The sequence below is a fragment of the Frondihabitans sp. 762G35 genome (genome assembly GCF_002074055.1).
Taxonomy (GTDB): domain Bacteria; phylum Actinomycetota; class Actinomycetes; order Actinomycetales; family Microbacteriaceae; genus Frondihabitans.
In genome coordinates, this window is record NZ_CP014619.1 from 3,331,294 (window position 1) to 3,355,178 (window position 23,885).

General features: G+C 64.1%; 23 protein-coding genes and 2 pseudogenes. 14 read left to right on the forward strand and 11 right to left on the reverse strand.

The window, feature by feature from the left end; genetic code table 11:
- Positions 1–3: 3 nt before the first annotated feature.
- The 3 genes from AS850_RS15840 to AS850_RS15850 all read right to left on the reverse strand — a co-directional run bounded on the left by AS850_RS15840 (position 4) and on the right by AS850_RS15850 (position 1,859).
- Complete coding sequence (locus AS850_RS15840) at positions 4–1,038, reverse strand: zinc-binding dehydrogenase (protein ID WP_119869994.1); 1,035 nt, start codon at positions 1,036–1,038, stop codon at positions 4–6.
- Positions 1,039–1,103: 65 nt separating this feature from the next.
- Positions 1,104–1,514, reverse strand: a complete 411-nt coding sequence (locus AS850_RS15845) for a cupin domain-containing protein (protein WP_119869995.1) — start codon at positions 1,512–1,514, stop codon at positions 1,104–1,106.
- 12 nt (positions 1,515–1,526) lie between these two features.
- Positions 1,527–1,859 (reverse strand): carboxymuconolactone decarboxylase family protein, encoded by a 333-nt coding sequence (locus AS850_RS15850; protein WP_119869996.1) that lies wholly within the window; start codon positions 1,857–1,859, stop codon positions 1,527–1,529.
- Positions 1,860–2,052: 193 nt separating this feature from the next.
- Here AS850_RS15850 and AS850_RS15855 point away from each other — a divergent pair, with 193 nt between their 5' ends.
- The gene (locus AS850_RS15855) at positions 2,053–2,787 is read left to right on the forward strand and encodes an SDR family NAD(P)-dependent oxidoreductase (protein WP_119869997.1); all 735 of its coding nucleotides are present in this window, start codon (positions 2,053–2,055) and stop codon (positions 2,785–2,787) included.
- Here AS850_RS15855 and AS850_RS15860 read toward each other — a convergent pair.
- The 5 genes and pseudogenes from AS850_RS15860 to AS850_RS17090 form a co-directional block, all read right to left on the reverse strand.
- Positions 2,773–3,669: a helix-turn-helix transcriptional regulator gene (locus AS850_RS15860; RefSeq protein WP_119869998.1), complete on the reverse strand. Its 897-nt coding sequence runs from the start codon at positions 3,667–3,669 to the stop codon at positions 2,773–2,775. The genes AS850_RS15855 and AS850_RS15860 overlap by 15 nt on opposite strands.
- A gap of 168 nt (positions 3,670–3,837) precedes the next feature.
- Positions 3,838–4,233: an arsenate-mycothiol transferase ArsC gene (locus tag AS850_RS15865; protein ID WP_119869999.1), complete on the reverse strand. Its 396-nt coding sequence runs from the start codon at positions 4,231–4,233 to the stop codon at positions 3,838–3,840.
- Positions 4,230–4,865, reverse strand: coding sequence for an FAD-dependent oxidoreductase (locus tag AS850_RS17010; protein ID WP_236940771.1), 636 nt, complete (start codon positions 4,863–4,865; stop codon positions 4,230–4,232). Before AS850_RS17010 ends, AS850_RS15865 begins: the two co-directional genes overlap by 4 nt.
- Positions 4,866–4,937: 72 nt before the next feature.
- A protein-coding gene (locus AS850_RS15875; RefSeq protein WP_236940772.1) for an IS3 family transposase occupies positions 4,938–6,121 on the reverse strand; the annotation gives its coding sequence in 2 pieces (ribosomal slippage) (positions 4,938–5,854 and positions 5,854–6,121; 1,185 coding nt in all).
- 122 nt (positions 6,122–6,243) lie between these two features.
- Positions 6,244–6,585: pseudogene (locus tag AS850_RS17090) on the reverse strand (TetR/AcrR family transcriptional regulator); the annotation flags it as partial.
- Between the two features lie 482 nt (positions 6,586–7,067).
- Between AS850_RS17090 and AS850_RS15885 the strand changes: the two are divergent.
- From AS850_RS15885 to AS850_RS15930, 10 genes are all read left to right on the forward strand, one after another.
- Positions 7,068–8,006, forward strand: a complete 939-nt coding sequence (locus AS850_RS15885; RefSeq protein WP_119870000.1) for a helix-turn-helix domain-containing protein — start codon at positions 7,068–7,070, stop codon at positions 8,004–8,006.
- Positions 8,007–8,060: 54 nt separating this feature from the next.
- On the forward strand, positions 8,061–8,939 hold the full coding sequence (locus tag AS850_RS15890) for an MmyB family transcriptional regulator (RefSeq protein ID WP_236940774.1): 879 nt from the start codon (positions 8,061–8,063) through the stop codon (positions 8,937–8,939).
- An 81-nt stretch (positions 8,940–9,020) separates the two neighbouring features.
- Entirely contained in the window at positions 9,021–9,743 is a 723-nt protein-coding gene (locus AS850_RS15895; RefSeq protein WP_119870001.1) for an alpha/beta hydrolase, read from the forward strand.
- Between the two features lie 40 nt (positions 9,744–9,783).
- A complete protein-coding gene (locus AS850_RS15900; protein ID WP_119870002.1) occupies positions 9,784–10,746 on the forward strand; it encodes an alpha/beta hydrolase in 963 nt (320 codons plus the stop codon).
- Between the two features lie 79 nt (positions 10,747–10,825).
- Complete coding sequence (locus AS850_RS15905; RefSeq protein WP_123955558.1) at positions 10,826–11,506, forward strand: hypothetical protein; 681 nt, start codon at positions 10,826–10,828, stop codon at positions 11,504–11,506.
- Positions 11,503–11,781, forward strand: coding sequence for an MFS transporter (locus tag AS850_RS16890; protein WP_119870004.1), 279 nt, complete (start codon positions 11,503–11,505; stop codon positions 11,779–11,781). The genes AS850_RS15905 and AS850_RS16890 overlap by 4 nt, the downstream gene beginning before the upstream one ends.
- An 83-nt stretch (positions 11,782–11,864) precedes the next feature.
- On the forward strand, positions 11,865–13,121 hold the full coding sequence (locus AS850_RS15915) for an MFS transporter (RefSeq protein ID WP_164088493.1): 1,257 nt from the start codon (positions 11,865–11,867) through the stop codon (positions 13,119–13,121).
- Positions 13,114–13,599 (forward strand): MaoC family dehydratase, encoded by a 486-nt coding sequence (locus AS850_RS15920; protein ID WP_119870006.1) that lies wholly within the window; start codon positions 13,114–13,116, stop codon positions 13,597–13,599. Before AS850_RS15915 ends, AS850_RS15920 begins: the two co-directional genes overlap by 8 nt.
- 89 nt (positions 13,600–13,688) lie before the next feature.
- The gene (locus AS850_RS15925) at positions 13,689–14,669 is read left to right on the forward strand and encodes a ring-cleaving dioxygenase (RefSeq protein ID WP_119870007.1); all 981 of its coding nucleotides are present in this window, start codon (positions 13,689–13,691) and stop codon (positions 14,667–14,669) included.
- On the forward strand, positions 14,666–15,298 hold the full coding sequence (locus AS850_RS15930; protein WP_119870008.1) for an alpha/beta hydrolase: 633 nt from the start codon (positions 14,666–14,668) through the stop codon (positions 15,296–15,298). Before AS850_RS15925 ends, AS850_RS15930 begins: the two co-directional genes overlap by 4 nt.
- 925 nt (positions 15,299–16,223) lie before the next feature.
- Here AS850_RS15930 and AS850_RS15935 read toward each other — a convergent pair.
- The gene (locus AS850_RS15935) at positions 16,224–16,490 is read right to left on the reverse strand and encodes a hypothetical protein (RefSeq protein ID WP_123955559.1); all 267 of its coding nucleotides are present in this window, start codon (positions 16,488–16,490) and stop codon (positions 16,224–16,226) included.
- A gap of 184 nt (positions 16,491–16,674) precedes the next feature.
- On the opposite strand from AS850_RS15935, the gene sigK reads away from it, so the two are divergent.
- The gene (gene sigK, locus AS850_RS15940) at positions 16,675–17,259 is read left to right on the forward strand and encodes an ECF RNA polymerase sigma factor SigK (protein ID WP_236940775.1); all 585 of its coding nucleotides are present in this window, start codon (positions 16,675–16,677) and stop codon (positions 17,257–17,259) included.
- Positions 17,260–17,796: 537 nt separating this feature from the next.
- On the opposite strand, the gene AS850_RS16360 is transcribed toward sigK, so the two are convergent.
- Complete coding sequence (locus AS850_RS16360) at positions 17,797–18,300, reverse strand: hypothetical protein (RefSeq protein WP_123955560.1); 504 nt, start codon at positions 18,298–18,300, stop codon at positions 17,797–17,799.
- Positions 18,301–18,914: 614 nt separating this feature from the next.
- Here AS850_RS16360 and istA point away from each other — a divergent pair.
- Together istA and istB are read left to right on the forward strand one after the other, a co-directional pair.
- A complete protein-coding gene (istA, locus tag AS850_RS15945; protein ID WP_442856894.1) occupies positions 18,915–20,225 on the forward strand; it encodes an IS21 family transposase in 1,311 nt (436 codons plus the stop codon).
- Between the two features lie 12 nt (positions 20,226–20,237).
- Positions 20,238–20,969: pseudogene (istB, locus tag AS850_RS15950) on the forward strand (IS21-like element helper ATPase IstB); the annotation flags it as partial.
- Positions 20,970–22,010: 1,041 nt separating this feature from the next.
- Here istB and AS850_RS15955 read toward each other — a convergent pair.
- Positions 22,011–23,843 (reverse strand): phosphoenolpyruvate carboxykinase (GTP), encoded by a 1,833-nt coding sequence (locus tag AS850_RS15955; RefSeq protein WP_119870011.1) that lies wholly within the window; start codon positions 23,841–23,843, stop codon positions 22,011–22,013.
- Positions 23,844–23,885 lie beyond the last annotated feature (42 nt).

The window sequence follows — 23,885 nt, forward strand, 5'->3', positions numbered from 1 at the left end:
TTGCTAGAGGCGGATGAGGACTTTGAGGGCCTCGCGGTCATCCATCAGCGTGTAGGCGTCGGAGATCCGGTCGAGGGGCATCTCGCGGTCGAAGACGCGGCCGGGGTCGATGGTGCCGTCGAGGACCTGCGGGATGGCGGCCTCGAGGTAGGTGCGGACGGTCGCGGGCCCGCCGGTGAGGGTGGCGTTCTTCCCGAAGAGGGAGCTCATGCCGATCGCGGCTTCTTCGTACTGGGGCACGCCGACGCGGCTGATGGTGCCGCCGGGGCGGACGATGCCGACGGCCTGCTCGTAGGCGGGCATGTGCCCGACCGCTTCGAGGACGACGTGGGAGCCCTCTCCCCCAGTGATGTCCATCACCCTGGCGACACCCTCATCGCCGCGCTCGGCGACGACGTGGGTGGCGCCGAATTCGCGGCCGAGGTCGGTGCGGTCGGTGTGACGGCCCATGAGGATGATGGTCTCGGCTCCGAGCTGCTTCGACGCCAGGACGGCCGAGAGGCCGACGGCGCCGTCACCGATGACGGTGACGGTCTTCCCGGGTCCGACGTCGCCGCGGATGGCGGCGTGGTATCCGGTCAGGTAGACGTCGGAGAGGGTCAGCAAGGACGGCATGTAGGACTCGTCGGTGCCGGCGGGGATCTTGACGGCGGTGCCGTCGGCTTGGGGGACGATCAGCTTCTCGGCCTGGGTGGCGGAGGGAGCACCGTCGAAGAAGCCGCCGTGGATGCAGGAGGTGGTGATGCCCTCCTGGCAGAAGGCGCAGGTCCCATCCGACCAGGCGAACGGGACGATGACCGTGTCACCCACGGTGAGGGTGCGTACGTCGTCGCCGATCTCCTCGACGACGCCGATCGCTTCGTGGCCCATCCTGCGGCCCTCGGGGGTGTCCTCGAGGTCGTGGAAGGGGTGCAGGTCCGATCCGCAGACGCACGCGTAGGTGACGCGGATGAGCGCTTCGGTGGGGTGCTGGATGACGGGGTCGGGGACCTCGACGACTCGGACGTCGCCGGACTTGAACATGAGGGTGGCTTTCATCACTGTTTCTTTCGATCGGTCCGCTGCTACAGCGGTTGCTGGGTCCGTTCTGGCGGGGCCGGCGCTCAGTCGGTGGGGGTGCCGTTGTAGTCGTCGTCGGTGATCTGCTCGAGCCACGTGGTGGTCTCGGCCGGATCGTCAGCGGCTTCGAGGATGGCGATGTGCTCCATGAAGGTGCCGCCGCTGGAGGCGTGGAAGTGCTCCTCGCCGGGGGCGATCGAGATGGTCTGCCCGGGGTGAACGTCGACGACGTGTCCGTCACGGGTGCCGAACCGGGCGATGCCCTCGGTGACGTGCAGGAACTGGCCGCGGGCGTGGTGATGCCACGCCGTCCGGGCGTCGGGCGCGAACCGCACCTTTGCCACGGTGGTGCGCTGGTCGTCGGTCTGCGGTGCCACGATCGGGTCGACCCACACCTGCCCGGGGAACTGCTCTTCAGGGTTCAGGCTGGTGGGTTTCTGCGGCTGGATCTGCATGAGGGCGGTTCCTTACTTGTCGTCGGTGAAGAGGTTCTTGGCGACGCCCATCGCGGCCATGCCGCGCGGCCAGCCTGAGTAGAGCATCACGTGGATGATGGCCTCGATGAGTTCTTCCTGGGTGACGCCGTTCTCGACGGCGCGGCCGAGATGGAAGCCCAGCTGCTCCGTGTTGCCCTGCGCGGTCAGGACCGCGACGGTGACGAGACTGCGGTCACGGGCGGACAGCTCGGGGCGGTTCCAGACGTCGTCGAAGAGGACGTCGTCGGTGAGGGCGGCCATCTTGGGGGCGAAGTCGCCGAACAGGGCACGACCGCCACCGACCTGCTTCTTCTGTTCCGGCATGACGATCTCCTTCTCCTCCTGTGAACTCCACGAACTGGGGCTCACCACCTAGCCAACGCGGGCCGGGAGCGGAAAGGAATGCCCTGCTGTGACGTGTACTGACAGGGCACCCCTCGGAGCCCCTGAGCCTCAGGCGGCTCGGTCGCCGATCAGGATGGTGCACGACCGGTCCCGAGGCGGTCACAATGGGGTCATGGCACGCATCCTTGTGACAGGCTCCGCGGACGGACTCGGCCGGGCGACAGCCGACGTCCTCCTCAGCCAGGGCCACGGCGTCATCGTCCACGCCCGGAATGCCGACCGCGCGAAGACGCTGACCGACCTTGTCGATCGCGGTGCCACCCTCATCGTTGCTGACCTTTCAAGGCGGCAGGAAGTCCTTGACGCCGCACACGAGCTGGAGGACGGAACGACGGTCGACGCGGTCATCCACAACGCCGGCGTCTACTCCGGCCCCGATGTCATCCCCGTCAACATCGTCGCGCCGTACCTACTCACCGCACTGCTGAGAACCCCGACCAGGCACGTCTACCTCAGCAGCGGTATGCACCGTGGCGGGCACATCGATCTCGGCCGGCTGGACTGGGACGGCAACAAGCCTTCCGGCAGCTACTCCGACAGCAAACTGCTCGTCACCACCCTCGCCCTCGGGATCGCTAGACGGTGGGCACCCGCGGTTCTGGCGAACGCAGTCGACCCGGGATGGGTGCCGACGAAGATGGGCGGCGCCGGCGCGACCGACGATTTCGACCTCGGCCACCGGACTCAGGAACGACTCGTCACCGACCAGGGGCTGACCGTCACCGGGGGTTATTGGTTCCACGGGCAGCAGCAACAGCCGCACCCGTCTGCGCAGGACCCCGACGTTCAGGATCAGTTGCTGGACGCCCTCGCCGGAGCAACTGGGATAGAGCTACCGCGTCGCTGACTCTTGACCCTCGGCGGTCTCGGGGGCGTGCATGGGGGCATTCCACGACGCGAGCAGCCGCAACCGCTCGGCTGTGGTGGACCCGGGCTCGGCCGTGTAGACCATGAGGACTAGGCCTGGGTCTGCGGTGATGACGAGCTCTTCGTAGGAGAGGATCAGTTCCCCGACCTCGGGGTGGTGGAACCGCTTCGTCCCGGAGCCATGCGAGCGGACGTCATGGGCGCCCCACAGCTGACGGAACGTGTCACTGCGCGTGGACAGCTCACCGACGAGATCCTGCATCTCCCGGTCGTGAGGGTCCCGCCCTGCGTCTGCCCGCATGACCGCGACGCACATACCCGCGAACATCTCCCAATCCGGGTAGAAATTGCGGGACTCAGGGTCCAGGAACTGGAACCGGGCCAGGTTAGGGATTCCCGACCCGTCACCGATGACAGAGGTGTAGAACGCCCGAGCCAACGCGTTGGTTGCCAGGATGTTCTGCCGTTGATCGCGGACGACAGCGATTCCGTCCGTGATGACGGACAGCACCTGCTGCAGGCTCTGACGGTGCACCTGGTGAGCGGTCCGACGCCCACGCGGCCTGGCCGCGAGACTATCTCCGTCGGCAGCTCGCGCCAGATCGAAGAGGTGGCTTCGCTCGGGGTCCGTGAGCTGCAGAGCTCGAGCCACAGCCTCGAGGACGCTGGAGGAGGCACCGGCGATCATGCCGCGTTCCAATCGGGCGTAATACTCCACACTTACGCCGGCAAGCGTGGCGACTTCGCCCCGACGAAGGCCCTCCACGCGACGACGCCCACCGGCAGCAAGGCCAACCTGCTCAGGGGTGAGCCGTGCGCGCCTGGACATCAAGAACTCGCGAACGTCCTCTTTGTTATCCACAACCCAGACACTACGACGACCGATGACGATAAGGCACTCCCTGTCAGGGAACGGCTTCGACCGCTCGATCTGGCACGGAGATCGGCTCGAAAACGGGTGAGCAGAACGCTCGAGCGTCGCATTAGCGTGTGTCCCAGGACAACACGACGGGTTAGTTCAGATGAGTGGCTAGAAGACGATGTCAGTCTTGATTCGTGAGGCGATTGCATCCCGCAGGGGGCGGACGGAATCCACGTCCCAGTTCTCCGGATTGGGGAAAGACCACTTGAGCACGCGGCCCCTGGGCGTACTCGGGAGGTTCAGGCCGGGCTTCATCAGAACGACGACGTCGGCCTCGTCGAGATCCGAGGTCGTCACGACGCGGGGTGTCCGTCGACGGATGTCCATCCCCAACTCCGCAATACTCGCCGCGACCGCCGGGTTCACTGCCGTGTCGGGTGAGATTCCTGCGGAGGTGACGGTGTAGTCGTCTCCGGCGAGGTGTTCGAGGAGGGCAGCGCCGAGTCGGGAGCGGCCGGCGTTGTGCTGGCAGATGAACAGGACGGTGGGCTTGGTGTCGCTCATGCGGTGACCGCCTGACGGTGCTCGCGGGACCACGCCTGCGTGGCAACCTGCACGGCATCCCATGGGGAGCCGAGCGGCGGTGTGTAGGAGAGGTCGAGTTCGCTGACCTGCTCCACGGTCAAACCGGCGTGGAGGGCGACGGCGTAGGTGTCGACGCGTTTCGCAGTTTCGGTGCCGAGGCGGCCGACGAGCTGCGCGCCGAGGAGACGCCCGTCGCGGCTATCGCCGGTGACGCGGATCGAGATCGGCTGCGCGCCCGGATAGTACTTCTTATGGTCGTCGGCGATCGCGGTCGTGCTTACGGGGGCGAATCCGGCGGCGAGGGCTTCGTGCTCACGAAGACCGGTGCGGGAGGCGACGAGGTCGAAGACCTTCACGACCTGCGTGCCGACGGATCCTGCGAACCGGGCAGAACCGCCGAGGGCGTTCTCTCCGGCGACGCGACCCTGCTTGTGGGCGGTCGTGCCGAGGGGCAGGTAGGTGGTGCCGAGGAGGCGGCGGTGGGTGGTGACCCCGTCGCCGGCCGCGAACACGTCTGGCAGGCCGGTGCGCATGGTGTCGTCCACCACGACCGCCCGGCCAGCTCCAAGCATCGCGCCGGCGCGAACAAGGAGGTCTGTGTTCGGGCGCACACCGACGACGACGAGTACAACGTCAGCCGTAGGGACTGCTGTCGGTCTAGTTGACTCCTCTTGTTGGGGTTTTCAGGCCTCGTCATCGGCCCGTGAGTTGATTATCTCGAACTCGATCGGGGTGAGGCGTCCGAGTCGTCGTTGTCGTCGTCTCCGGTGATAGGTCCGCTCGATCCAGGTCACGATCGCGAGCCGAAGTTCCTGCCGTGAATGCCACCGTTGACGGTTCAGGACGTTCTTTTGCAGAAGCGAGAAGAAGGACTCCATCGCGGCGTTGTCGGCGCACGCGCCGACCCGACCCATGGACCCCGTGATCCCGAACTCCTTGAGCTGCTCCACGAATTTTCTGGACCGAAATTGCGAGCCTCTATCTGAGTGCAGCGTCGTCCCAACGGGTTCTCGAAGTGCGACGGCGTTCCGAAGTGCCGCTACCGCCAGCTCGGCTGTCATCCTCGAGTCGATCGAGTAGCCCACGATCCGGTTCGAGCAGACGTCCTTGATCGCGCAGAGATACAGCATGCCTTCGTCGGTCCAGTGCTCGGTGATGTCGGTCAGCCACAGCTGGTTCAGCTTCGTCGCGGTGAAGTCGCGGAGCACGAGGTCGTCGTGGACGGGCGGGCCGGCCTTCCGGTTCAGGCCCCGTTTCTTCGAGTGCAACGACCATAAGCGTTGCTCGGAGCGCAGACGCCACACACGCCGCTCAGATGCTTTCAATCCGGCTTCGGCTTCGATCTCGTCGGAGATGAATCGATACCCGAATCCGGGGTCGTCGTGGTGCAGATCGATCGCGGCGTTGGTGAGGTGAGCGTTGTCCCAATCTCGCTGGGAGACAGGATCAGTTCGCCATTTGAAGAACGCTTGTTTGCTGAACCCCAGCACCCGTTCCCCCACCAGGAGCCTCTGGCGGGGGCGCCCCCAGGTCACCGCGATCGGGATCCGATCAGCGGCAAGGTCAAGGACCAGCGGGAACATCATTTGGGGAGTGATGCCTGCGACAGATACGCGGCCGCTCTCCGCAGGATCTCGTTCTCTTGCTCCAGGAGCTTGATGCGTTTCTTCGCTTCGCGCAGTTCGGCCTGATCGGCCTGGGTCACCCCGGGTTTGACGCCGTCTTCGACGTCGGCGATCTTGAGCCAGCGTTGCAGGCAGGACTCGGAGATACCGAAGTCTTTCGCGATTCGGCTGACCGGGGCTTCGCCCCGACGAGCGACCGCGACGACATCGCGACGGAACTCCAATGGGAATGCTTTGGGCACGTTGACCATCCTTCCGTGAGAACCGAAATCCTCACAGCGCAGGAGTCAACCAAACCGACAGCAGTCCCGACCGCCTCACGAACGATCTCGGCTTCCTTTTCTTCGGAGATGTCTTCGCTGCCGAATGCGGAGATGACGTTGCGCGGATGGACCCACAAACCGATCAGCTGACGGGTCGCCAACAATGGGTCTTTGATATCCAGGCGTCCCACCCGATCAAGCTCTCCAAGCTCCTGGGTCAAGCGGGCGTTGAAGTCGGCGGGCGCACCATCAGTCCAGGCCCGCCGCAGCTCGGGGCGGCGCGGCGCTTCAGCGATAATCAGCCGACGAAGAACGGCAATACGCGGATCACGGGCCGCTCCGATCACCGCATGGAACAACCCGTCCTTATTGGTGAATTGCCCAAAGACGGTCTGTTTACGGACTCCGGCATCAGCGGCCACCGCCTCCATCGACGTGCCCATCCGGTAACGTGCCGGCGCACACAACAACTCCCCGGCCAGACACTGTCACTCCGATTTCCTCGGGGCAGTGACCATGGCCGGGAAGGGCTCACGTTCACCGACTCCCCCACCCCCCCCAATCACAACATGTAAGACGGGTTGTGTCGTGCATCCGAGCCTCAAGCGATGAACGTTTGGCCATGGAGCCGAGGTGCTCTGGGGTGTACGCCAAAGCGACACGCGCCACGAGAAACTTCGCGGAGGGGTCGCGTTTATCGCCCCTTCATTAGGAATGTCATCGCCCCGGGTAAACGCTCAACCGCTGCTAGATTTCGGGTCGTGGAAACGTCGACCCGCGGCAGTGCTGTTCCTTGCGTGTCGCATGTTCCGGCGTTGGCGCCCTGGTGCGAGTTGACCCGTCCGTTCGAGGTGCGGGATCATCGCCTTGTCAGAGTTCGATCCTGTCCGTCTCGGGGTCAGGGAACGTCGAGGAGCATTCGGATGTGTACGAGGGCCTGCTCGCACTGGAACTGTTTTTTGACGTATTACGGGGTCTTCGTATGACGGTGCCGAAGCCTACGTTGGCCGCCTATCTCAAGGCCAGACGATCGCTCGTGCGACCTGAAGACGTCGGTTACCCTCCTGCCGCGACCCGAAGGGTCGCAGGACTTCGTCGGGAGGAAGTCGCTGAGCTTGCGGGCATCAGTGTCGAGTACCTCATTCAGTTGGAACAGGGCCGCGTCTATCAAATCTCTGACGCCGTTCTAGTCAATTTGGCGGACGCCCTCCAACTCGATGCATATGGGCGCGAGTACCTCTTCCGGTTATCCCGTGTCATTCCGCTGGCGACTCGCACCGCGACAAACCTCGCTACCGCCACAGATCAATTCTTGGACGAGTGGTCGTTTACCGCGGCTTATATGTTCGACGCGAACCTCGACATTGTTGCGGTCAACCCTTTGCTGCATGCACTGGCTGGAGGCTTCGCCGAGGTAGGAAACAACCTGGCCGAAATGATGTTCCTGATGCCTGCCGAACATCGCGGACTAGGCGAATGGGCCACCACCGCCAAGGGAACGGTAGAGGCCTTGCGCTACTGGGGCGACACAGATGATCTTCGCTTTCAACGGGTCGTGGGAGGTCTTCTGGAGCGTGACGCCGACTTCAAGCGGATCTGGTTCGAGTACGGTGCAAGACCCATCACCACCGGAAGCTCACCGTCGCCCGTTGAAGGCTATGGCTTCGTCGACTTCCCCTGGCACGTCATTCAAACGCCTGAGGGACACCACGTTGTCGTGTGGGGCCGAAAAAAAGGGTCCTTGGCAGACGAAATTATTGGACGCCTTCAAGCGAGGCTGCTTTCCGGTGAATCTGAAGGCGAGACCAACGTCGGAGTAATTCGAGAAGCGACAAGCGCAGATCGGGAATCGGACTCCGCCTGAGGGTAGTAGCACCGCCATTACCTAGGGGTTTCATGAAGCCCATACGGTCTGAGCGTGACCACCCTGACGCCACCGCCGAAGATCGAGTCCAGGCCGCAGGGCTCCCCGTTGGGTGAGTTTCTCCGGGCTCGACGGGACTCTCTGTCACCGAGCGACGTGGGGATCATGGATGGCTCTAGGCGGCGGGTTACCGGGCTGCGGCGGCAGGAAGTGGCACGCGTTGCTGGTATCAGCGCCGAGTACTACTTGCGTCTCGAACAGGGAACAGATCGTCAGCCTTCTCGTCAAGTCCTCGTAGCGCTCAGCCGTGGCCTCCGTCTAGACGCCGACGGCACTCGTTATCTCTTCCGGCTGGCTGGCCAACTCGACGTCACGCCGCCGCCGGAAGATAGCCCGTGTCTCGCCGCGGATGTGCTCGAGCAGTGGTCGTCCACGCCGGCCTACGTCGTTGATCGCCACCAATTCGTCATCGGCATAAACGACTTGGGTGTCGAGCTCCTTCCGTTTTTGGCCACACCGGGAACCAACTTGCTCGAGCAGACGGTACTGGCCTCCCTCGACTCGGCCGAGGACCGGAACGATTACTGGAACGCCGCTATCCAGACTCAGGTCGCCGCGCTGCGATTCTGGTGCGACAGCTTCAATCCACAACTCCGCTTACTCGTCGCCTCGCTCTCGGCGAAGTCCAAAACGTTCCGCGATGCCTGGGCCCGCCACGAAGCACATCCGGCGCGAACTGGCGCAACGCTCGCGGAAGTCCCACCATTCGGGTTCCTGCCCTTTCGGTGGCAAGTTCTGGAACTGCCCGAGCAAGACCAGTTTCTCTTCGCCTACTCCGCGGACTCGGGAGCGCCCGAATCTGCGGCGGCGTTGGACTTTCTCCGGGCCAAGATTGCATTACGGCGAGCAGTCGCGGCATCGAGTCGACTTTAGTGTGACCCGGGAAGGAGCACGACAGTAGCCGGTTGACGAAGAAGGGTTGTAGTCACTCATCACACCGAGAGGAATGAAGAAATGACTCAGACCCCCACCATCATCCTGGTCCACGGCGCTTTCGCCGACGCCGCTAGCTGGGCCCCCGTCACCCGGGAGCTCCTGGACCGCGGTCACACCGTCCTCGTGCCGCCGGTCTACAACCGTAGCCTTGCCGAAGACGGCGCCTCGGTCCGCGCTTTCGCGGAGAAGATCGACGGCCCCGTCGTCCTGGTCGGTCACTCTTACGGCGGCGCCGTTATCACCGTCGCCGGTGACGCCGAGAACGTCGTCGGTCTCGTCTTCGTGGCCGGCTACGTCCTCGATGAGGGTGAAAGCCTCGGCCAGCTCCAGGGCGGCTTCCCCGACTCCGACCTCGCCGCGAACCTCGTCTACACCCCGTACCCGGTCGCCGGAGCCGACGACGGCACCGACGTCTCGGTAAAGATCGATGCGTTCCCGCCGGTCTTCGCCGAGGGAGTTGACCCGAAGACTGCGCAGGTCCTCGCCGTCTCCCAGCGCCCGCTGGCGGGTGCCGCGTTCGGTGAGCCGGCGTCCGTGGCGGCGTGGAAGACCACGCCGGGCTGGGGCATCGTCTCGGCCAACGACCACACCATCAACCCCGAGGTCGAGCGCTTCGGATACAAGCGCGCCGGCTTGCGGAACGTCATCGAACTGCCTTCGCCGCACCTCGTGATGCACACCCACCCCTCCGAGGTCGCTGACGTCATCGAGACCGCCGTCCGCGAGACCACCAGCAACTGACCCTCCCCCCGCAAGGCTCACCTAGAAAGGACGCCACATCATGGCTGCCAACCCCCAAAACATCGCCCTGGAGCCTGCCGCGCAGGAGTTCAGCGAGGCGACCTCGAACCCGCCGTTCCTTTACCAGCTGACTCCGGAAGAGGGCCGGAAGGCCGTGGACGGCGTTCAGGACTCCGAGATCTTCAAGCCCGAGATCGACGAGGAATGGATCACTGTCGAAGGCGGACCGACCGGTTCCGTCCCGACTCGCATCGTCAAGCCCAAGGGCGCAACCGGCACCCTGCCGGTGATCCTTTACACGCACGGCGCCGGCTGGGTCTTCGGCGATGCCCACACGCACGACCGGCTCGTCCGCGACCTCGCGGTCGGAACCGGCGCCGCCGTCGTATTCCCCGAGTACGATCGCGCCCCCGAACACCAGTACCCCGTTCAGAACGAGCAGTCGTACGCAGTCGCCCAGTGGGTCGTTCAGCACGGCGCTGAGAAGGGCCTCGACGGGTCCAACGTCGCGATCGCCGGCGACTCTGTCGGCGGCAACATGGCCATCGCCTTGAACCTCATGGGCGATGAGCGCGGGGACGTGTCTTTCAAGGGCGCGGTGCTGTTCTACCCGGTCACGGACGCGAAGTTCGACACCGAGTCGTACCAGGAGTTCGCCGAGGGGTACTTCCTCGCCCTGGACGGCATGAAGTGGTTCTGGGACCAGTACACGACCTCCGAAGAGGACCGTGCGCAGATCACCGCGTCGCCGCTGCGTGCCACGGAGGAGCAGCTGGCGTTCTTCCCGCCGACCCTCGTGATCAACGGTGAAGCAGACGTCCTCCGCGACGAAGGAGAGGCGTTCGCCGCGAAGCTCCGCCGTGCCGGTGTCGAGGTCACCCAGGTGCGTTACGCCGGGATCATCCACGACTTCGTGATGGTCAACAGCATGCACGACACCCACGCCGCCAAGGCCGCTGTGGCACAGGCCGTCGCGCACCTCAAGGCAGCCCTTTTGGCCTAGCCGCCCTGGACAGGCGCGGTCCGCAACCCGAAGTGCGGACCGCGCCCTCCCGATTTCGCACGTTCCGAATGGAGATCCCGTGACCGACCAGGCGACACCAGAGGGATCTCGTGAGCTGCCGACGGCAGACAACGCCGCACAGTACCTCCACGATCGACCTACAGCGTTCTTCAACGCCATGCTGACCGAGCACTTCGTGCTCCAATCGGTCCGCGGCGTCACCGTCTCGGAATCCTCCACGCGGGCGTCGATCTACCTGATGACCCTTTCCAGCAGCCTCGTCGCCTACGGCTTTCTCGCCCGCTCCAGCTACGCGACTGGATACCTCGCGGTCGTCATCCCCGTCAACGTTCTCCTGGGCATCTTTACCTACGTGCGACTCGTTCAGACGTCGCTCGAGGACGTCGCCGCCCTTGAAGCCATTCAAAAGATCCGGCGCTGGTACGGCACCCTGCTGCCGGGAGCGGAAGCGTATTTCCCGCTTCCGAGCGGTCCACGAGCGCCGAATGAGATGCTTGACATCGGCCGCCGCACGTCGTGGAGCGGGGTCTTCTTCACGCTGTCGTCGGCTATCGCCGCGGTCAACTCGATCGTCGCGGGCGCCGGCGTCGCCATCATCCTCACCGCACTGACCATCCCACCGGTGTCCATCGGAATCGGCATTGGAGTCACTGTCGTCCTCGCCGCACTTCATGGCGTCTACCAGGAGCGCCGCTACGCGCAGCTGATGCGCCTCGTCACGACTCACCCCGAACCATGAGCGCGGAGACGGCAGCCCGGACCGGGCCGACTCGCGGTGGTGCTCTTGCACCGTTGACTATTCCGGTCTTCCGCGCATTGTGGCTGGCGGTGCTGGTGAGCAACATCGGCAGCTGGATGCAGACCGTGGGAGCGCAGTGGCTCCTCATCGACGAACACGCGTCGCCGGCCGTGGTCGCCCTCGTCCAAACCGCGGCCAGCCTCCCGGTGCTTCTTATCGGTATTCCTGCTGGCGTGATCGGTGAGTTCAGCAACCGTCGCCCACTCCTCATCTAGGTGCAGGCCTTCCAAGTCGCCGTCGGCGTCCTTCTGACAGCGCTCACAGTCGCAGGCGCCATGACCCGGCCCTACTGCTCGTCGTGACGTTCCTGCTCGGCGCAGCATCTGCCCTGCAATTACCTGCGTATCAGGCGTTGGTCCCCGAGATCGTGCCCCGCAAGTCGATCACCGACGCGGCCGCGCTCAGCTCCGTCGGCGTCAACCTCGCCCGAGCGGTCGGTCCTGCATTGGCGGGGCTCGTCATCGCTCGACTGGGCGTCCCGTTCGTCTTCGCCGCTAACGCCCTGTCGTTCGCCCTGTTCCTCATCGTGCTCCTGGCCTGGCGCGGCTACCAACGACCGGATACCCGAGTCGAGCCGTTTATCGACGCCACCCGCGCGGGCATCCGCTACATCCTTCACGCTGGGGTCGTCCGCCGAGTCCTGGTGCAGCTCGCATGCGTGATGGTCCCCGCCAACGCTCTGTGGGCGCTCCTCCCACTGATCGCGGCCGGCCCGCTCCGGCTGTCCTCGTCCGGCTATGGTCTCCTACTCGCTGCCGTCGGCCTCGGATCGGTCGGAGGGGCGTTCCTCATGCCCGCGATCCGCACCCGACTCGGCATCGGCGGGACCGTTGCCGTAGCTTCCGTCATTTTCGGTGCCACCTCGATCGCCCTCGTCCTAGTGCCGTCTCTCCCCGTGGCTCTTGCCGTCCTCATCGTGGGAGGCGTGGCATGGATCGGTGTGGTGACGACATTGAACGGCACCGTGCAGTCCTTCCTCCCCGCGTGGGTGAGGTCACGCGGGCTCGCCGTCTACCAACTCGTCCTGTTCGGAAGCACCGCAGTGGGCTCCGCCCTCGCCGGCGCCGCCTCGTCCCTGTTCGGGGTGCTCCCGGTCATGGTGGCCGCGGGCGCACTCACAGCAGTCTCCGCCGTGCTCCTCGCCGCCCGTCCCTTCCCGTCTCTCACCGGCCGCGACCGCGCGCCGATGCCCTCCACGGACGTGCCGCCCGTAACGGAACACGACCCCGCCCTGCAAGGCGATGTTCTCGTCCTGGTCCGATGGCAGGTGGCCGCAGGCCATGTGAGGGCGTTCCTCACGTCGATGGACGCCCTGGGGCACAGCCGCCGGCGCACGGGCGCCCGGGAATGGACTCTGCACCGCGACCGCGACCACCCCGACACCTGGGCCGAAGTCTTCCGGGTCGGGTCCTGGCAGGAGCACATCGACCAACAAACCGTTCGACGCACCGGAGACGATGCGGGCATCTTCAGCGCCGTCCGCGAGCACGCCTCGGACGACCCCGACATCGAGTACCTCATCACCCCCGACCGAACAGAGACCCCTCATGTCTGACACCGACCAGCACGCCACCTTCGACCCCAGCGACTTCGACATCGTGCCCGCCCGCACCTTCGACGACCTCCGCGTCGGCGAAGTCTTTCGAGCGCCAAGTCGAACCGTCACGAGTGCCCACGCCTCCGCGTTCCAGGCCGTGTCAGCCGACAACCACCCCGTCCATTACGACGACGAATGGGCGAAAGCCCATGGTCACCCTGCACCGGTGGTCCATGGACTTCAGGTCCTCGCCTTTACTGCCCCCGGAGCCACCCTTTTCCCACACGTCATCGGCGAGGTCTTCGTAGCATTTACCGGACTGTCCTGCCAGTTCCACGCCGAGGTGCACGCCGGCGACACGCTCTACTCGCAGATCACACTCACGCAGCTCATCCCCGACGGTGACAAAGGCACGGTCGTCGCCGACGTTACGGTTCACAACCACCGCCGCGAGCTTGTCCTCTCGGGACAGCACGAATACGTACTCAAGCGCTGACACAAACGCCTCGGCGAAATCAGCGTCGACGACACGGAATGAAAAAGTGATTCATGCGTTTGCATGGATACCGAGTTGAGGAGAACAGCATGAGTACCACAGAGGGTTTGCACCACGTCACGGCTATCGGCGGCGAACCGCAGCGGAACATCGATTTCTACATTCGCGGACTCGGCCTGCGCTTGGTGAAAAAGACTGTCAATTTCGACGATCCCAGCACTTATCACCTCTACTACGGTGACGACGCGGGCAACCCCGGTTCACTGATGACGTTCTTCCCCTGGCGCGGAGTCCCCACAGGCCGTATCGGGTCAGGCCAATCCACCTCGACCGCCTTCTCTGTTCCTGAAGGAAGCCTCGGCTGGTGGCAGAAGCACTTCCGCACCCTCGGTGTGGAATCCGATATCACCACCATCAGCAGCAGCGAAGAACGCCTCGCCCTCCGCGACCCCGATGGTCTCCGGCTGGAGTTGGTCGCCTCGTCCCTCGTCGACCCCAGGAACCCGTGGGACTCCGCATCGGTGCCAGCCGAGCACGCCATCCGCGGACAGCACTCCTCCGTCCTGACCGTCGCCGACCCCGCAGGGACCCTGAAGGTCCTCACCGAAGAACTTGGGCTAGAAGTCTTCTCCGCCGAAAACGGCCGGTTCCGCCTCGCCGCAGCAGAAGAACGCCCCGGAAACATTGTCGACGTGATCGCCGACCCCACGGGGCCCACAGGCCTGACGGCAGGTGGCACGGTTCACCACATCGCCTTCCGCACTCCCAACGCGGAAGCGCAACGTGCATACCGCGAGCAACTCGTCGGTCACGGCTACCAGGTGACGGAAATCCTCGACCGTCAGTACTTCACCTCGATCTACTTCCGCGAACCCGGCGGGGTCCTGTTCGAAATCGCCACCGATACTCCCGGCTTCGACGTCGACGAACCCCTCCTCGAACTGGGCCGTAGCCTCAAACTTCCGCCGTGGCTTGAACCCTCTCGCGAAGACATTGAGCACGCCGTCATCCCGGTGACCATTCCTACGGAGAACAACCCCGACGCCGTCACCGAAGATGAACCCCAATGAGCGAGAGCACCGCCGGGCCGGACTGGCCACATATCTTCATTCCCGGATCCGGACCCGTCGTCCTGGCACTGCACGGGACAGGCGGAACCGAAGCCGACGCAGCACCGCTCGCACAAACCCTGCTCCCCAAGGCCGCCGTCATCGCACCACGTGGCCGCGTCCTCGAACAGGGCCTGTCCCGCTGGTTCAGACGGGAGGCAGAAGGTGTCTTCGACGTCGACGACGTCATCAAACAGGCCCTCCTACTCAACGACTTCATCGTGACGATCACACGCGAACACGGCCTCACCGGCCGAACCGTCATCGCCATCGGCTTTTCGAACGGCGCGAACATGAGCCTCGCCCTCGCGATGCTCCACCCCAAGACCGTCCACGCGGCCGTCGCCTTCTCTGGCATGTATCCATTCGGGGACAAAGAGGCGCCCCGTGATCTTTCGGAAAGTCGGTTCCTGCTCTTCAACGGCCAAAGCGACGCGATGGCACCCCAAAGCAGCGTGCACCTCCTCATCGACCAACTCCTCCTCCGACACGCGCACGTCGACTACCGACTCCGCCCAGGCGGGCACGGCATAACACCAGACGAACTAGCCACAGCCCGCGGCTGGCTTGAAAGCTCGAACCACCCCTAGCAGCCGCGTTCAGCCATACCCTCCGCGGTCTCGCCATGCTCAAAAGGTCGAGGTTGCAAAGCGCTGGAAACGGTTTCCCGGGATGGGTGATTTCGAGAGCTAGCCGGCTAGGTCGTCCCGTTTCGCCGAAAGCGACGATCTAAGTGGCAATACGAAAAAGCCGTCCGATCGGCGCGAAAAATTCCCGCATTGTCGCGTTGGGCTGTACCTCAAAGCGACATCAGGTCCCGCTCAGTCCGACCCGGGACGCACGTTTGTCGCCCGCTCATCGCCCGTTACGATCGCCCGGGGTAAACGTACGTCCCTGGATCTACGGGCATACGAAGTACCTGCCAACCTGGCCGGCACGAAGGGCGTCGGTCGCGCGCCCTCCGGGGGTCGGGGGCTCATCGTCGCAGTCGGCCTCGGGGCCACCGGCGGGGAGTGGACGGAGGGTGCCGGCGCCACCCGAACGGCGCCGGCCCCACCATCATCATCAACACTGGCTCACCCGAAGAGCCACCGGACCATTCGAAACTAGGCGTGCAGCGGCACCGCCGCTAGTCGGTGAAAAAGCCGACACCCGTAAGTGGCACACGACCCGGCCTCGTGGCCGGAGAACGATCTTCGCGCCCCGTGACTCCGTCGATGTGCTGTCGTCGGGACATCCGAAAGCCCTGCGATGCCCGATGAAGCCGGGGCGATCGCAAGGCTCTGCGGGTGATCCTCGACGGAGAGGCGCGGAGCACTTCACACCACGGCGCGGACACGTCCGATTCGGGTCAGACGGTCACGAGCAACCGTGCGGGACGGTGAAGCAACCCCAACGTACATGCCCCCTAAAGGAGGGACACTCCCCCCGTTCTGGGGATACCCGCCTCGCCTCCCGCGCTGATCCTCTGATGAGGGGCTCTGTCAGTCGAGGGTCTGCTCCTCCCCCGTGCAGTCAGGGCTCGGCCCGGTCTTTCCCGGTGCGCTCCCGCAGGTATTCCGATGTGGTTCCGCCGTCACGAATGTGCTCGAGCAGGTCAACGTCAATGAAAGCGGCGGCCGCGATCTCGTCCGTGCCCGAACCTGCGCTGAGGACCGCGCGGGCAAGCTCGTCAACGGTGCGCGCCGCCTGGTCGGCGGCACGAGCAAGCAGGGCGGCGTACTCGGTGTGCAACCACAGGTCGTTCATCTGAGCATCGTCGAGGGGCGTCGTTCCGGGCATGCCCCTCACCCTGCCAGAGCCACCGGCCCAGACCAGGGTATGACCGCCTCACGGAGGCCGATTCGGACCCGCAACCAGCAGACGGCGGCCCCCGCACTGGGGTCGGCGCGATTCATGAAACCGCATAGGGTCACGAGAGGGTCGTCGTAGGGGCGCACCACGACCACAACCATTGAGGCCTTTTTTGAGTATCGCTCCCGCACCGGCCGCCGACACCGAACGATCCGACGACGACCTCCTCGTCCTCACCGCCGAAGGCAACAAGCAAGCATTCGCCGTCTTCTACGACCACACCTCCTCCCGCGTATACGGCCTCGTGAAACGGGTTCTCATCGATCCCGCCCAATCCGAGGAAGTCACCCAAGACGTCTACCTCGAGGCATGGCAGAACGCGTCCCGATTCGACCCCACCAAAGGCAAAGCCCTCTCATGGCTGCTCACGATGGCGCACCGCCGAGCGATCGACCGGGTTCGCGCCTCCCAATCCAGCCGGAACCGCGACCTCGCCGTCGGAGTCCGCGACTTCGAAGAAACCCGCGACGATGTCGAGGAAACCGTCGAGATCACCCTCGAACACCAACGCATCACCAAAGCGATGCGCACCCTGACCCCCAACCAGCAGCAAGCCCTCGAACTGACCTACTTCCAAGGCCTCACCAACACCGAAGCAGCCCTGAAAGCCGGAGTGCCCATAGGGACGATGAAGACGCGACTTCGAGACGCGCTCATAGCCCTCCGCACCCGGGTAGGAGCATCCGAAGCAGCCTAAAGCCGCTGCCCATTGCGTAGCTGTGGGCCACTATTTGTTCTCAGGTGCTATGCCGAGCGATCGGCGCAACTCGTCTTCTCTGGTGCTGGCCAGCTCGTCCCCGCGCTGCATTAGGAATCGTAAAGAGGTGTGAGGTTTTCGCCAGAACCGAGCGGAGAAGCGTTGCGGGCGTTTTCGCGTGGCAGGCGCCTCGCTGGCGCTATTGCAGGTGATGGCGCTTATCGGGTGCGACTCGATTGAGCCGATATCTCGGTGCATGACCGTCGCCGACAGGAGCGCTATGGGCCCCAGAATTCCCTACTTCCATGCAGGCTGGCAAAGCCTCTCATCGATGATCGGTAGCAGATGGCCAGACCACGCCGCACGATCAAGCGACCAGAAAGACGACATCAAACCCTGGAAAGCGACATTACATTTTGGAAACCACACAACAGATGTAGGGTCCGGCGATTCATTGCAGTGACAACAAACCCCTGATCAGAGGCCAATGTAAATTCAACAACACTTGTCGTTTGCTGAATTAAGGGCTCTCAGGCTCTAAGACCGAAACCCGCGGCTCTCCAGCTCTCTGGCCAAAAGGATTTCGACAGGCTGGGACGCTTCGGTTGATCCCACGCGAGACAAACTCTCGGTGACGGCCAAGACCTCAACGGCAACGCTCTGGGCTCTGAGGGTCGCGAGGTGATGGATAAGGTCACCGTCGCTCCATTGCGTGAAGTCGGCGCCTGCGTCACGCCAGGCGGGCCAGGAAATTACAGCGCGAGCCACGGATCGGAGGTGATCGTTGATTCCGGCGTTTTGCAGGTCGACCAGCGTCGCCGGAGGCCTACCTACCGAGCCAGCCCAAGCGTTATAGGCGACCCAGGCTCGCCCCCATGCGATGCGCCTGCTATCGTCTGCCGAGTTTTCGAAGGGCGCTGCCTCCGCGATCCATTGCCAGGGCTCTAACTGGAAGTCATTGCCGCGGGTCGCTTCAAACAAGCTCCATCCATCGCCGTCGAAGTTGGCAACAGCGCGAAAGTCATCAAAGGTCCCCGTCATGTCTCGACCCTACAGACCCAGCTGCTCAGACGAACTGCACCCTGGTCGTTCCGCCTCAGGCTGCAAGAAGTTCACGCGAGGGCCGGTGGAGGTCGACGAGGAGATCGGCAGCGGACTCGGACAGCCCAAGCGAAGGCGCTAGGGCACGAATGGATTTGCCACCGGCCATGGCAGCCCAGAGGTCGTCGATAGCTGACCCTCCGGACATGACTTCACTTAGGCCATCCGGCACTGACGCCGGAAGGGGCGGCTCCCAGAGGACTGGTTCGCCTTGGACGCCGCGCTCGAGGAGAAAATCGAGCGCTATAGAGTCAAGAGCCTTTTGGGTTTCCAGGCTCAGTCGGCGCCGGAGTTGATCGTCGTACTTGCTAGCACGACCCGGTTGTACAGGTTCGATGCCCGTGCCACCTGAAACACGCGCCTTCAAGTACTGCTCCGCCCACCATGCATCCCACAGTGATGGTGCTCACTGAGTTTCCTCAGTTCTGCTCACTGAATTTCCCCACTCCGGGTCGCTTCCGCTCATGAGAGCGGGCCTTTCTCGACGCTGGTGGTCTCTGACCACGCACCAGTACGAGAAAGGCCCTGTTCTCATCATTTCAGAGGAGGACGACGTGGATATCCACGCCTTGAAACGGCAGGGAATGACGATCAGCGAGATCGCCCGCCGCACGAACCACGACCGCAAAACAATCCGCTCGTATTTGACCGGTGATCGCCAGCCCGGGCAACGTGACCGGTCCGCCCCGGACCCGTTCGAGGTGTTCGTCGATTACGTCACGGCGCGGCTGCTGGAGGACCCGCACCTGTGGTCGATGACACTCTTCGACGAGTTGAAGCCACTGGGGTTCTTTCACTCGTATCCGACCCTGACGAGGCAGATCCGGGCCCGTAATCTGCGGCCGGCGTGCACCGCGTGCGCTCACGTCACCGAGCGTCCGAACGCGGTCATCGAGCATCCGCCGGGCGAGGAGACCCAGTTCGACTGGGTCGAGTTGCCGAATGCACCGGTGTCGTGGGGGTTCCCGACAAAGAGAGCGTTCCTGCTCGTGGGGTCCCTGCCGCACTCGGGCTGCTGGCGAGCGGTCCTGTCGCCCTCGATGGAATTGCCGCACCTGCTGGCCGCGATGACCACCGTCGTCCAGGGGCTGGGCGGGGTGAGCAGGGATTGGCGGTTCGACCGGATGACGACGGTCGTGAAAGCGGGCAGCAACGACCTGACCCCGATGTTCGCTGCGTTCGGGAAGCACTACGGCGTCCGGGTGATCGCCTGCCGGCCACGGTCCGGGAACCGGAAAGGGGTCGTGGAGAAAAACAACCACACCATCGCGCAGCGCTGGTGGCGGACCGTCCCCGACGAGGTCACCCTCGAGCAGGCGCAAACAAGCATCGACCTGTTCGCAGCCCAGCAAGATAACCGGCGCCGGAACACCCCGACCGGAACATCGACCGCCGCCGCCATGCGGGCCGCCGAACGGTTGCGCCCGCTGCCCGCTGTCCCGTTCCCGGTGGTCGTGACCGAGGAACGACAAGCGACTAGGCAGGCGCTGATCAGTTGGCGGGGGAACCGTTACTCCGTCCCACCCGAACTCGCTGCCGCGACCGTTGTCGTGTCCTACAGGCTCGGCTCGGACCTCATCGACATCAGCACACCCGGCGGAACGGTCATCGCTCGGCACCGCACCGCCGAACCAGGCCTCGGGGCCACGATCCGTGACACCGGTCACGTCACCGCGCTCGAGCAGATCGCGATGATGTCGGCACCTCCCGGTCGCCCGCACCGACACAAGGAACGCATCCCACCCGGTGTCGACGCCCGCCATGCCGCCGACACCCTCTGCGGCATCCCGGCAGCCCCGTCGACGACCGTCATCGATCTGGCCGCTTACGAGAAAGCCGCGAAGAACAGGAACACCCTCGCATGAACCCGACACCCCGACGCCGCCGACGCTCTCCCGAAGGTCCTTGACCAGGCGCAGGCCGAGGGCTGGTCGCTGACCCAGGCGCTGGAACGGCTCCTCCACGTCGAAGTCACCGCGACCGACATCCGCCGCCTCACCGGAAGACTCCGCTTCGCGAACCTCCCCACCGACGCCCGCCTCACGGACTTCGACCTCGACACAGCCTCCGGCATCGACCGATCACTCGTCACGGAGCTAGGGACCTGCCGGTTCATCACCCCCGCGACGAACGTGCTGTTGATCGGACCACCCGGTGTCGGGAAAACACACCTCGCGACCGGCCTCGCCCGCGCCGCGGTCGAGGCCGGATACCGAACCTACTTCACCTCTGCCGCGGAACTCGCTGCCCGCTGCCACCGGGCCGCGATCGAGGGCCGCTGGTCCACGACCATGCGCTACTACGCCGGCCCCACCCTCCTCGTCATCGACGAGCTCGGCTACCTTCCCTTGCCCGCCGAAGCCGCGTCAGCCCTGTTCCAAGTCATCAACCAGCGCTACCTGAAAACCTCGATCGTGCTCACCACGAACCGGCCCGTCGGCGGCTGGGGAGAGATCCTCGGCGACACGACCGTCGCCGCCGCGATGCTCGACCGGCTCCTGCACCGCTCCGTCGTGATCACCCTCGACGGACCCTCCTACCGGCTCCGCAACCACGCCGCCGCAGCCGACGAACTCCGCCGCATCACAACCGGCACCAACACCCGCTAACCTGACCCCGCGACCCGGGGAAAACCAGCGAGCACAACCGAGGAAAATCGGTGAGCGCCATCACTGCTTCGCGGATGGTTACTGAGCCGGCCCGACATCGTTGGTCGAAGATCGGAGCGCCTTCAGCATCTCATCGACATCGTCGAAGGAGACACCAGTTCCCGCTTCAGACTCTTCGATCGCCGCCCTGATCTCGGGAGTGATCCAAGTGGATTTGTCGCTCGTGTCTCTCGGCATGCCCTGATTTTGAACCACGGCGCGTTGAGCCACAATGCCACCCACGATGAGACGTGAAAGCGGCACTGACGCACGATTTATTCACGGACGGGGCCTGATGGTTTGCAGAGATCGATTCGGATGACTTCTTTGCGGCGCGAGAAGACTTTCGAGCCCTCGGGTTGAAGCTGGCTGCGTGTTTCAACCACCATCGGGAAGTACCGCGCCGACATGCCTCGGCGAACCGTTCTGACCTTTCAGTCTTCGGATGGGCTGTTCATTGTCGAGTCAGAGTTTGCCCTTGAAGCCTCAAACGGTGCCCAGTCGGTCGGGTCCATTCGGACGATCGTTGGGGAGCCGCTTGAGTCGACTCGTCGAGTCGATGTTAGCTCTGCGCCATTATCGCGATGTGCTCGAGCGGGCCGACCTTCGAGCCCGCAACTGGTGCGCAATGACGATCCATGTCGGTGCCGCTTTGACTGCCAACGCTCCGCCCTCTAGACGAGAGTCGGCGCCGTGGCTACTGAATATTGGGGGCATTCCAGATCTTTTCGCATGTCAGTCGGCAAACTAGTCTCGGTCCACTCGCGGGGGAAGTCTTTCTGCTGGCCGTCGAGGTAACGAAAGCTCTGCGGTGGTTCGACGCCGCCGCGGACGCGCAGCTCTCTCAGAGGCATTGCCGTGACCCATCCACGGGGTGCACTCACGTGCGGGATCGTCCGTGCGAGCTTCGAGCGGGGCCAGGACGATCGGGCCATGACACCGGTGGTTATTCCGATCACTTCACACCTCGCGTCGCTCGTTCGGCCGACAAGCAGGGACTGGCTACATAGGCGAGGTCAGGTCGTGGGCGATCGATTCAGAACCGCTAATGTGCCGTTTCAACAGCAGCAGTTCGTCCCGCAGTTGAGTTGGCAGGCGAGTCCCGAAGCCGTCGAAAAAGCTGGAGATTGATCTAGCCTCGTCGTGCCAAGAGCCGAAATCGATGTCGAATAGGCGCGTGAGATCTTCTGCCTGAACGTCTAAACCGTTGAGGTCCAGGTCGTCGGTGCGGGGCAAGGTGCCGAGCGGGCTGCTTAGTCCCGATACAATCCCCTGAATTCGGCGGACGATCCACTCTAGAACCCTTGCATTCTCGCCGAATCCGGGCCAGAGGTAGTTGTCGTCAGCTCCCTTCCGAAACCAGTTGACTTGGAATACGGCAGGTGCTTTCGGGCCCAGGAGAGTGCCAATGTCGAGCCAGTGACGCCAGTAGTCGGCCATGTTGTAGCCGCAGAAAGGCAGCATCGCGAACGGGTCGCGGCGAAGATCACCGATGGTCCCTTCGGCAGCTGCGGTCTGTTCGGAGGAGACCGTAGCCCCCATAAAGACCCCGTGGGACCAGTCGCGTGCCTGCGCGACGAGAGGGACGTTGGTGGCGCGGCGCCCACCGAAGATGATGGCGTCGATAGGCACGCCACGGTCGATGTCGTCCGCCAGCGTGGGGCACTGGTCGATCGGGGTGGTGAAGCGGGAGTTTGGGTGAGCGGCCGGCTTTCCCGAGGTCGGATCCCAGGGGTGCCCTTGCCAGTCAGTGAGTTGTTGCGGCGGGATGTCGGTGAGACCTTCCCACCACACGTCTCCGTCGTCGTCGAGGGCGACGTTGGTAAAGATCGTGTTCGACTTCATGGTTTCGATGGCGACCGGATTCGTCCGGCTACTTGTACCCGGGGCGACTCCGAAGAAGCCGGCCTCTGGGTTGATTGCCCAGAGCCGCCCGTCGTCGCCAGGCTTCAGCCAGGCGATGTCGTCGCCGATTGTTTCAATGCTCCATCCGGGAATCGTGGGTTGGAGCATGGCGAGGTTTGTCTTACCGCACGCGGACGGGAAGGCCCCGGCGACGTGGAATCGGCGGCCTTCAGGCGACGTAATCCTGATGAGGAGCATATGCTCGGCCAGCCACCCCTCTTCCCGGGCCATGACGGACGCGATGCGGAGGGCAAAGCACTTCTTGGCGAGGAGGGCGTTTCCCCCGTAGCCGGATCCGAAGGACCAAATCTGTCGTGCCTCGGGGAAGTGGGCGATGTACTTCGTCTCGTTGCTAGGCCAGGCGACATCGGCACGGGTCTTGCCTGCAGCATCCCTAAGGGGGTAGCCCACGCTGTGAACGCAGGCGACCCAGGGACAGCCTTGGTCGATGAGGCTGCGAATGCGGACATCGAGTCTCGCCATGATGCCCATGCTGAGAACGACGTAAGGCGAGTCGGTGATTTCGACGCCGACCTGCGTGAGGGGCCCGTCGATTACACCAAGGGCAAAAGGAACGACGTACATCGTCCGGCCCTTCATGCTTCCCTCAAAGGCCGTGTCGAGGGTGCGTCTCATGTCCTCGGGTGCGCGCCAGTTGTTAGTGGGGCCGGCGTCGGCCGGGTCGGTAGAGCAGATGAAAGTTCGGTCCTCGACCCGGGCCACGTCCTCAGGTGAGCTTCTGGCCAGAAAGCTGCCAGGTCTTTTTGCTGGATTGAGCCGAATGAGTTTACCTTCGGCGACCATTTGTACCGTCAGTTCTTCGCGCTGCCCGGCATCGCCTTCGTACCAGACGACAGCATCGGGCTTGGTCAAAGCGGCTATCTCCTCGACCCAATTATTCAGATCGTTGGCGATGTGGGATGTCTTCACGGATGCCTCTCGTGGCTTCGACGTCGAGTCGGGGACCAAGGT

What these genes read in the sequence shown, in the direction of transcription:
- AS850_RS15930 (WP_119870008.1), top strand. Translation starts at nt 14,666, where the DNA reads ATGAGCGAGAGCACCGCCGGGCCGGACTGGCCACATATCTTCATTCCC.
- AS850_RS16360 (WP_123955560.1), bottom strand. Translation starts at nt 18,300, where the DNA reads ATGACGGGGACCTTTGATGACTTTCGCGCTGTTGCCAACTTCGACGGC.
- AS850_RS15920 (WP_119870006.1), top strand. Translation starts at nt 13,114, where the DNA reads ATGTCTGACACCGACCAGCACGCCACCTTCGACCCCAGCGACTTCGAC.
- AS850_RS15925 (WP_119870007.1), top strand. Translation starts at nt 13,689, where the DNA reads ATGAGTACCACAGAGGGTTTGCACCACGTCACGGCTATCGGCGGCGAA.
- AS850_RS15935 (WP_123955559.1), bottom strand. Translation starts at nt 16,490, where the DNA reads ATGCCCGGAACGACGCCCCTCGACGATGCTCAGATGAACGACCTGTGG.
- AS850_RS15900 (WP_119870002.1), top strand. Translation starts at nt 9,784, where the DNA reads ATGGCTGCCAACCCCCAAAACATCGCCCTGGAGCCTGCCGCGCAGGAG.
- AS850_RS15895 (WP_119870001.1), top strand. Translation starts at nt 9,021, where the DNA reads ATGACTCAGACCCCCACCATCATCCTGGTCCACGGCGCTTTCGCCGAC.
- AS850_RS15850 (WP_119869996.1), bottom strand. Translation starts at nt 1,859, where the DNA reads ATGCCGGAACAGAAGAAGCAGGTCGGTGGCGGTCGTGCCCTGTTCGGC.
- AS850_RS15865 (WP_119869999.1), bottom strand. Translation starts at nt 4,233, where the DNA reads ATGAGCGACACCAAGCCCACCGTCCTGTTCATCTGCCAGCACAACGCC.
- AS850_RS15840 (WP_119869994.1), bottom strand. Translation starts at nt 1,038, where the DNA reads ATGAAAGCCACCCTCATGTTCAAGTCCGGCGACGTCCGAGTCGTCGAG.
- AS850_RS15845 (WP_119869995.1), bottom strand. Translation starts at nt 1,514, where the DNA reads ATGCAGATCCAGCCGCAGAAACCCACCAGCCTGAACCCTGAAGAGCAG.
- AS850_RS15855 (WP_119869997.1), top strand. Translation starts at nt 2,053, where the DNA reads ATGGCACGCATCCTTGTGACAGGCTCCGCGGACGGACTCGGCCGGGCG.
- AS850_RS16890 (WP_119870004.1), top strand. Translation starts at nt 11,503, where the DNA reads ATGAGCGCGGAGACGGCAGCCCGGACCGGGCCGACTCGCGGTGGTGCT.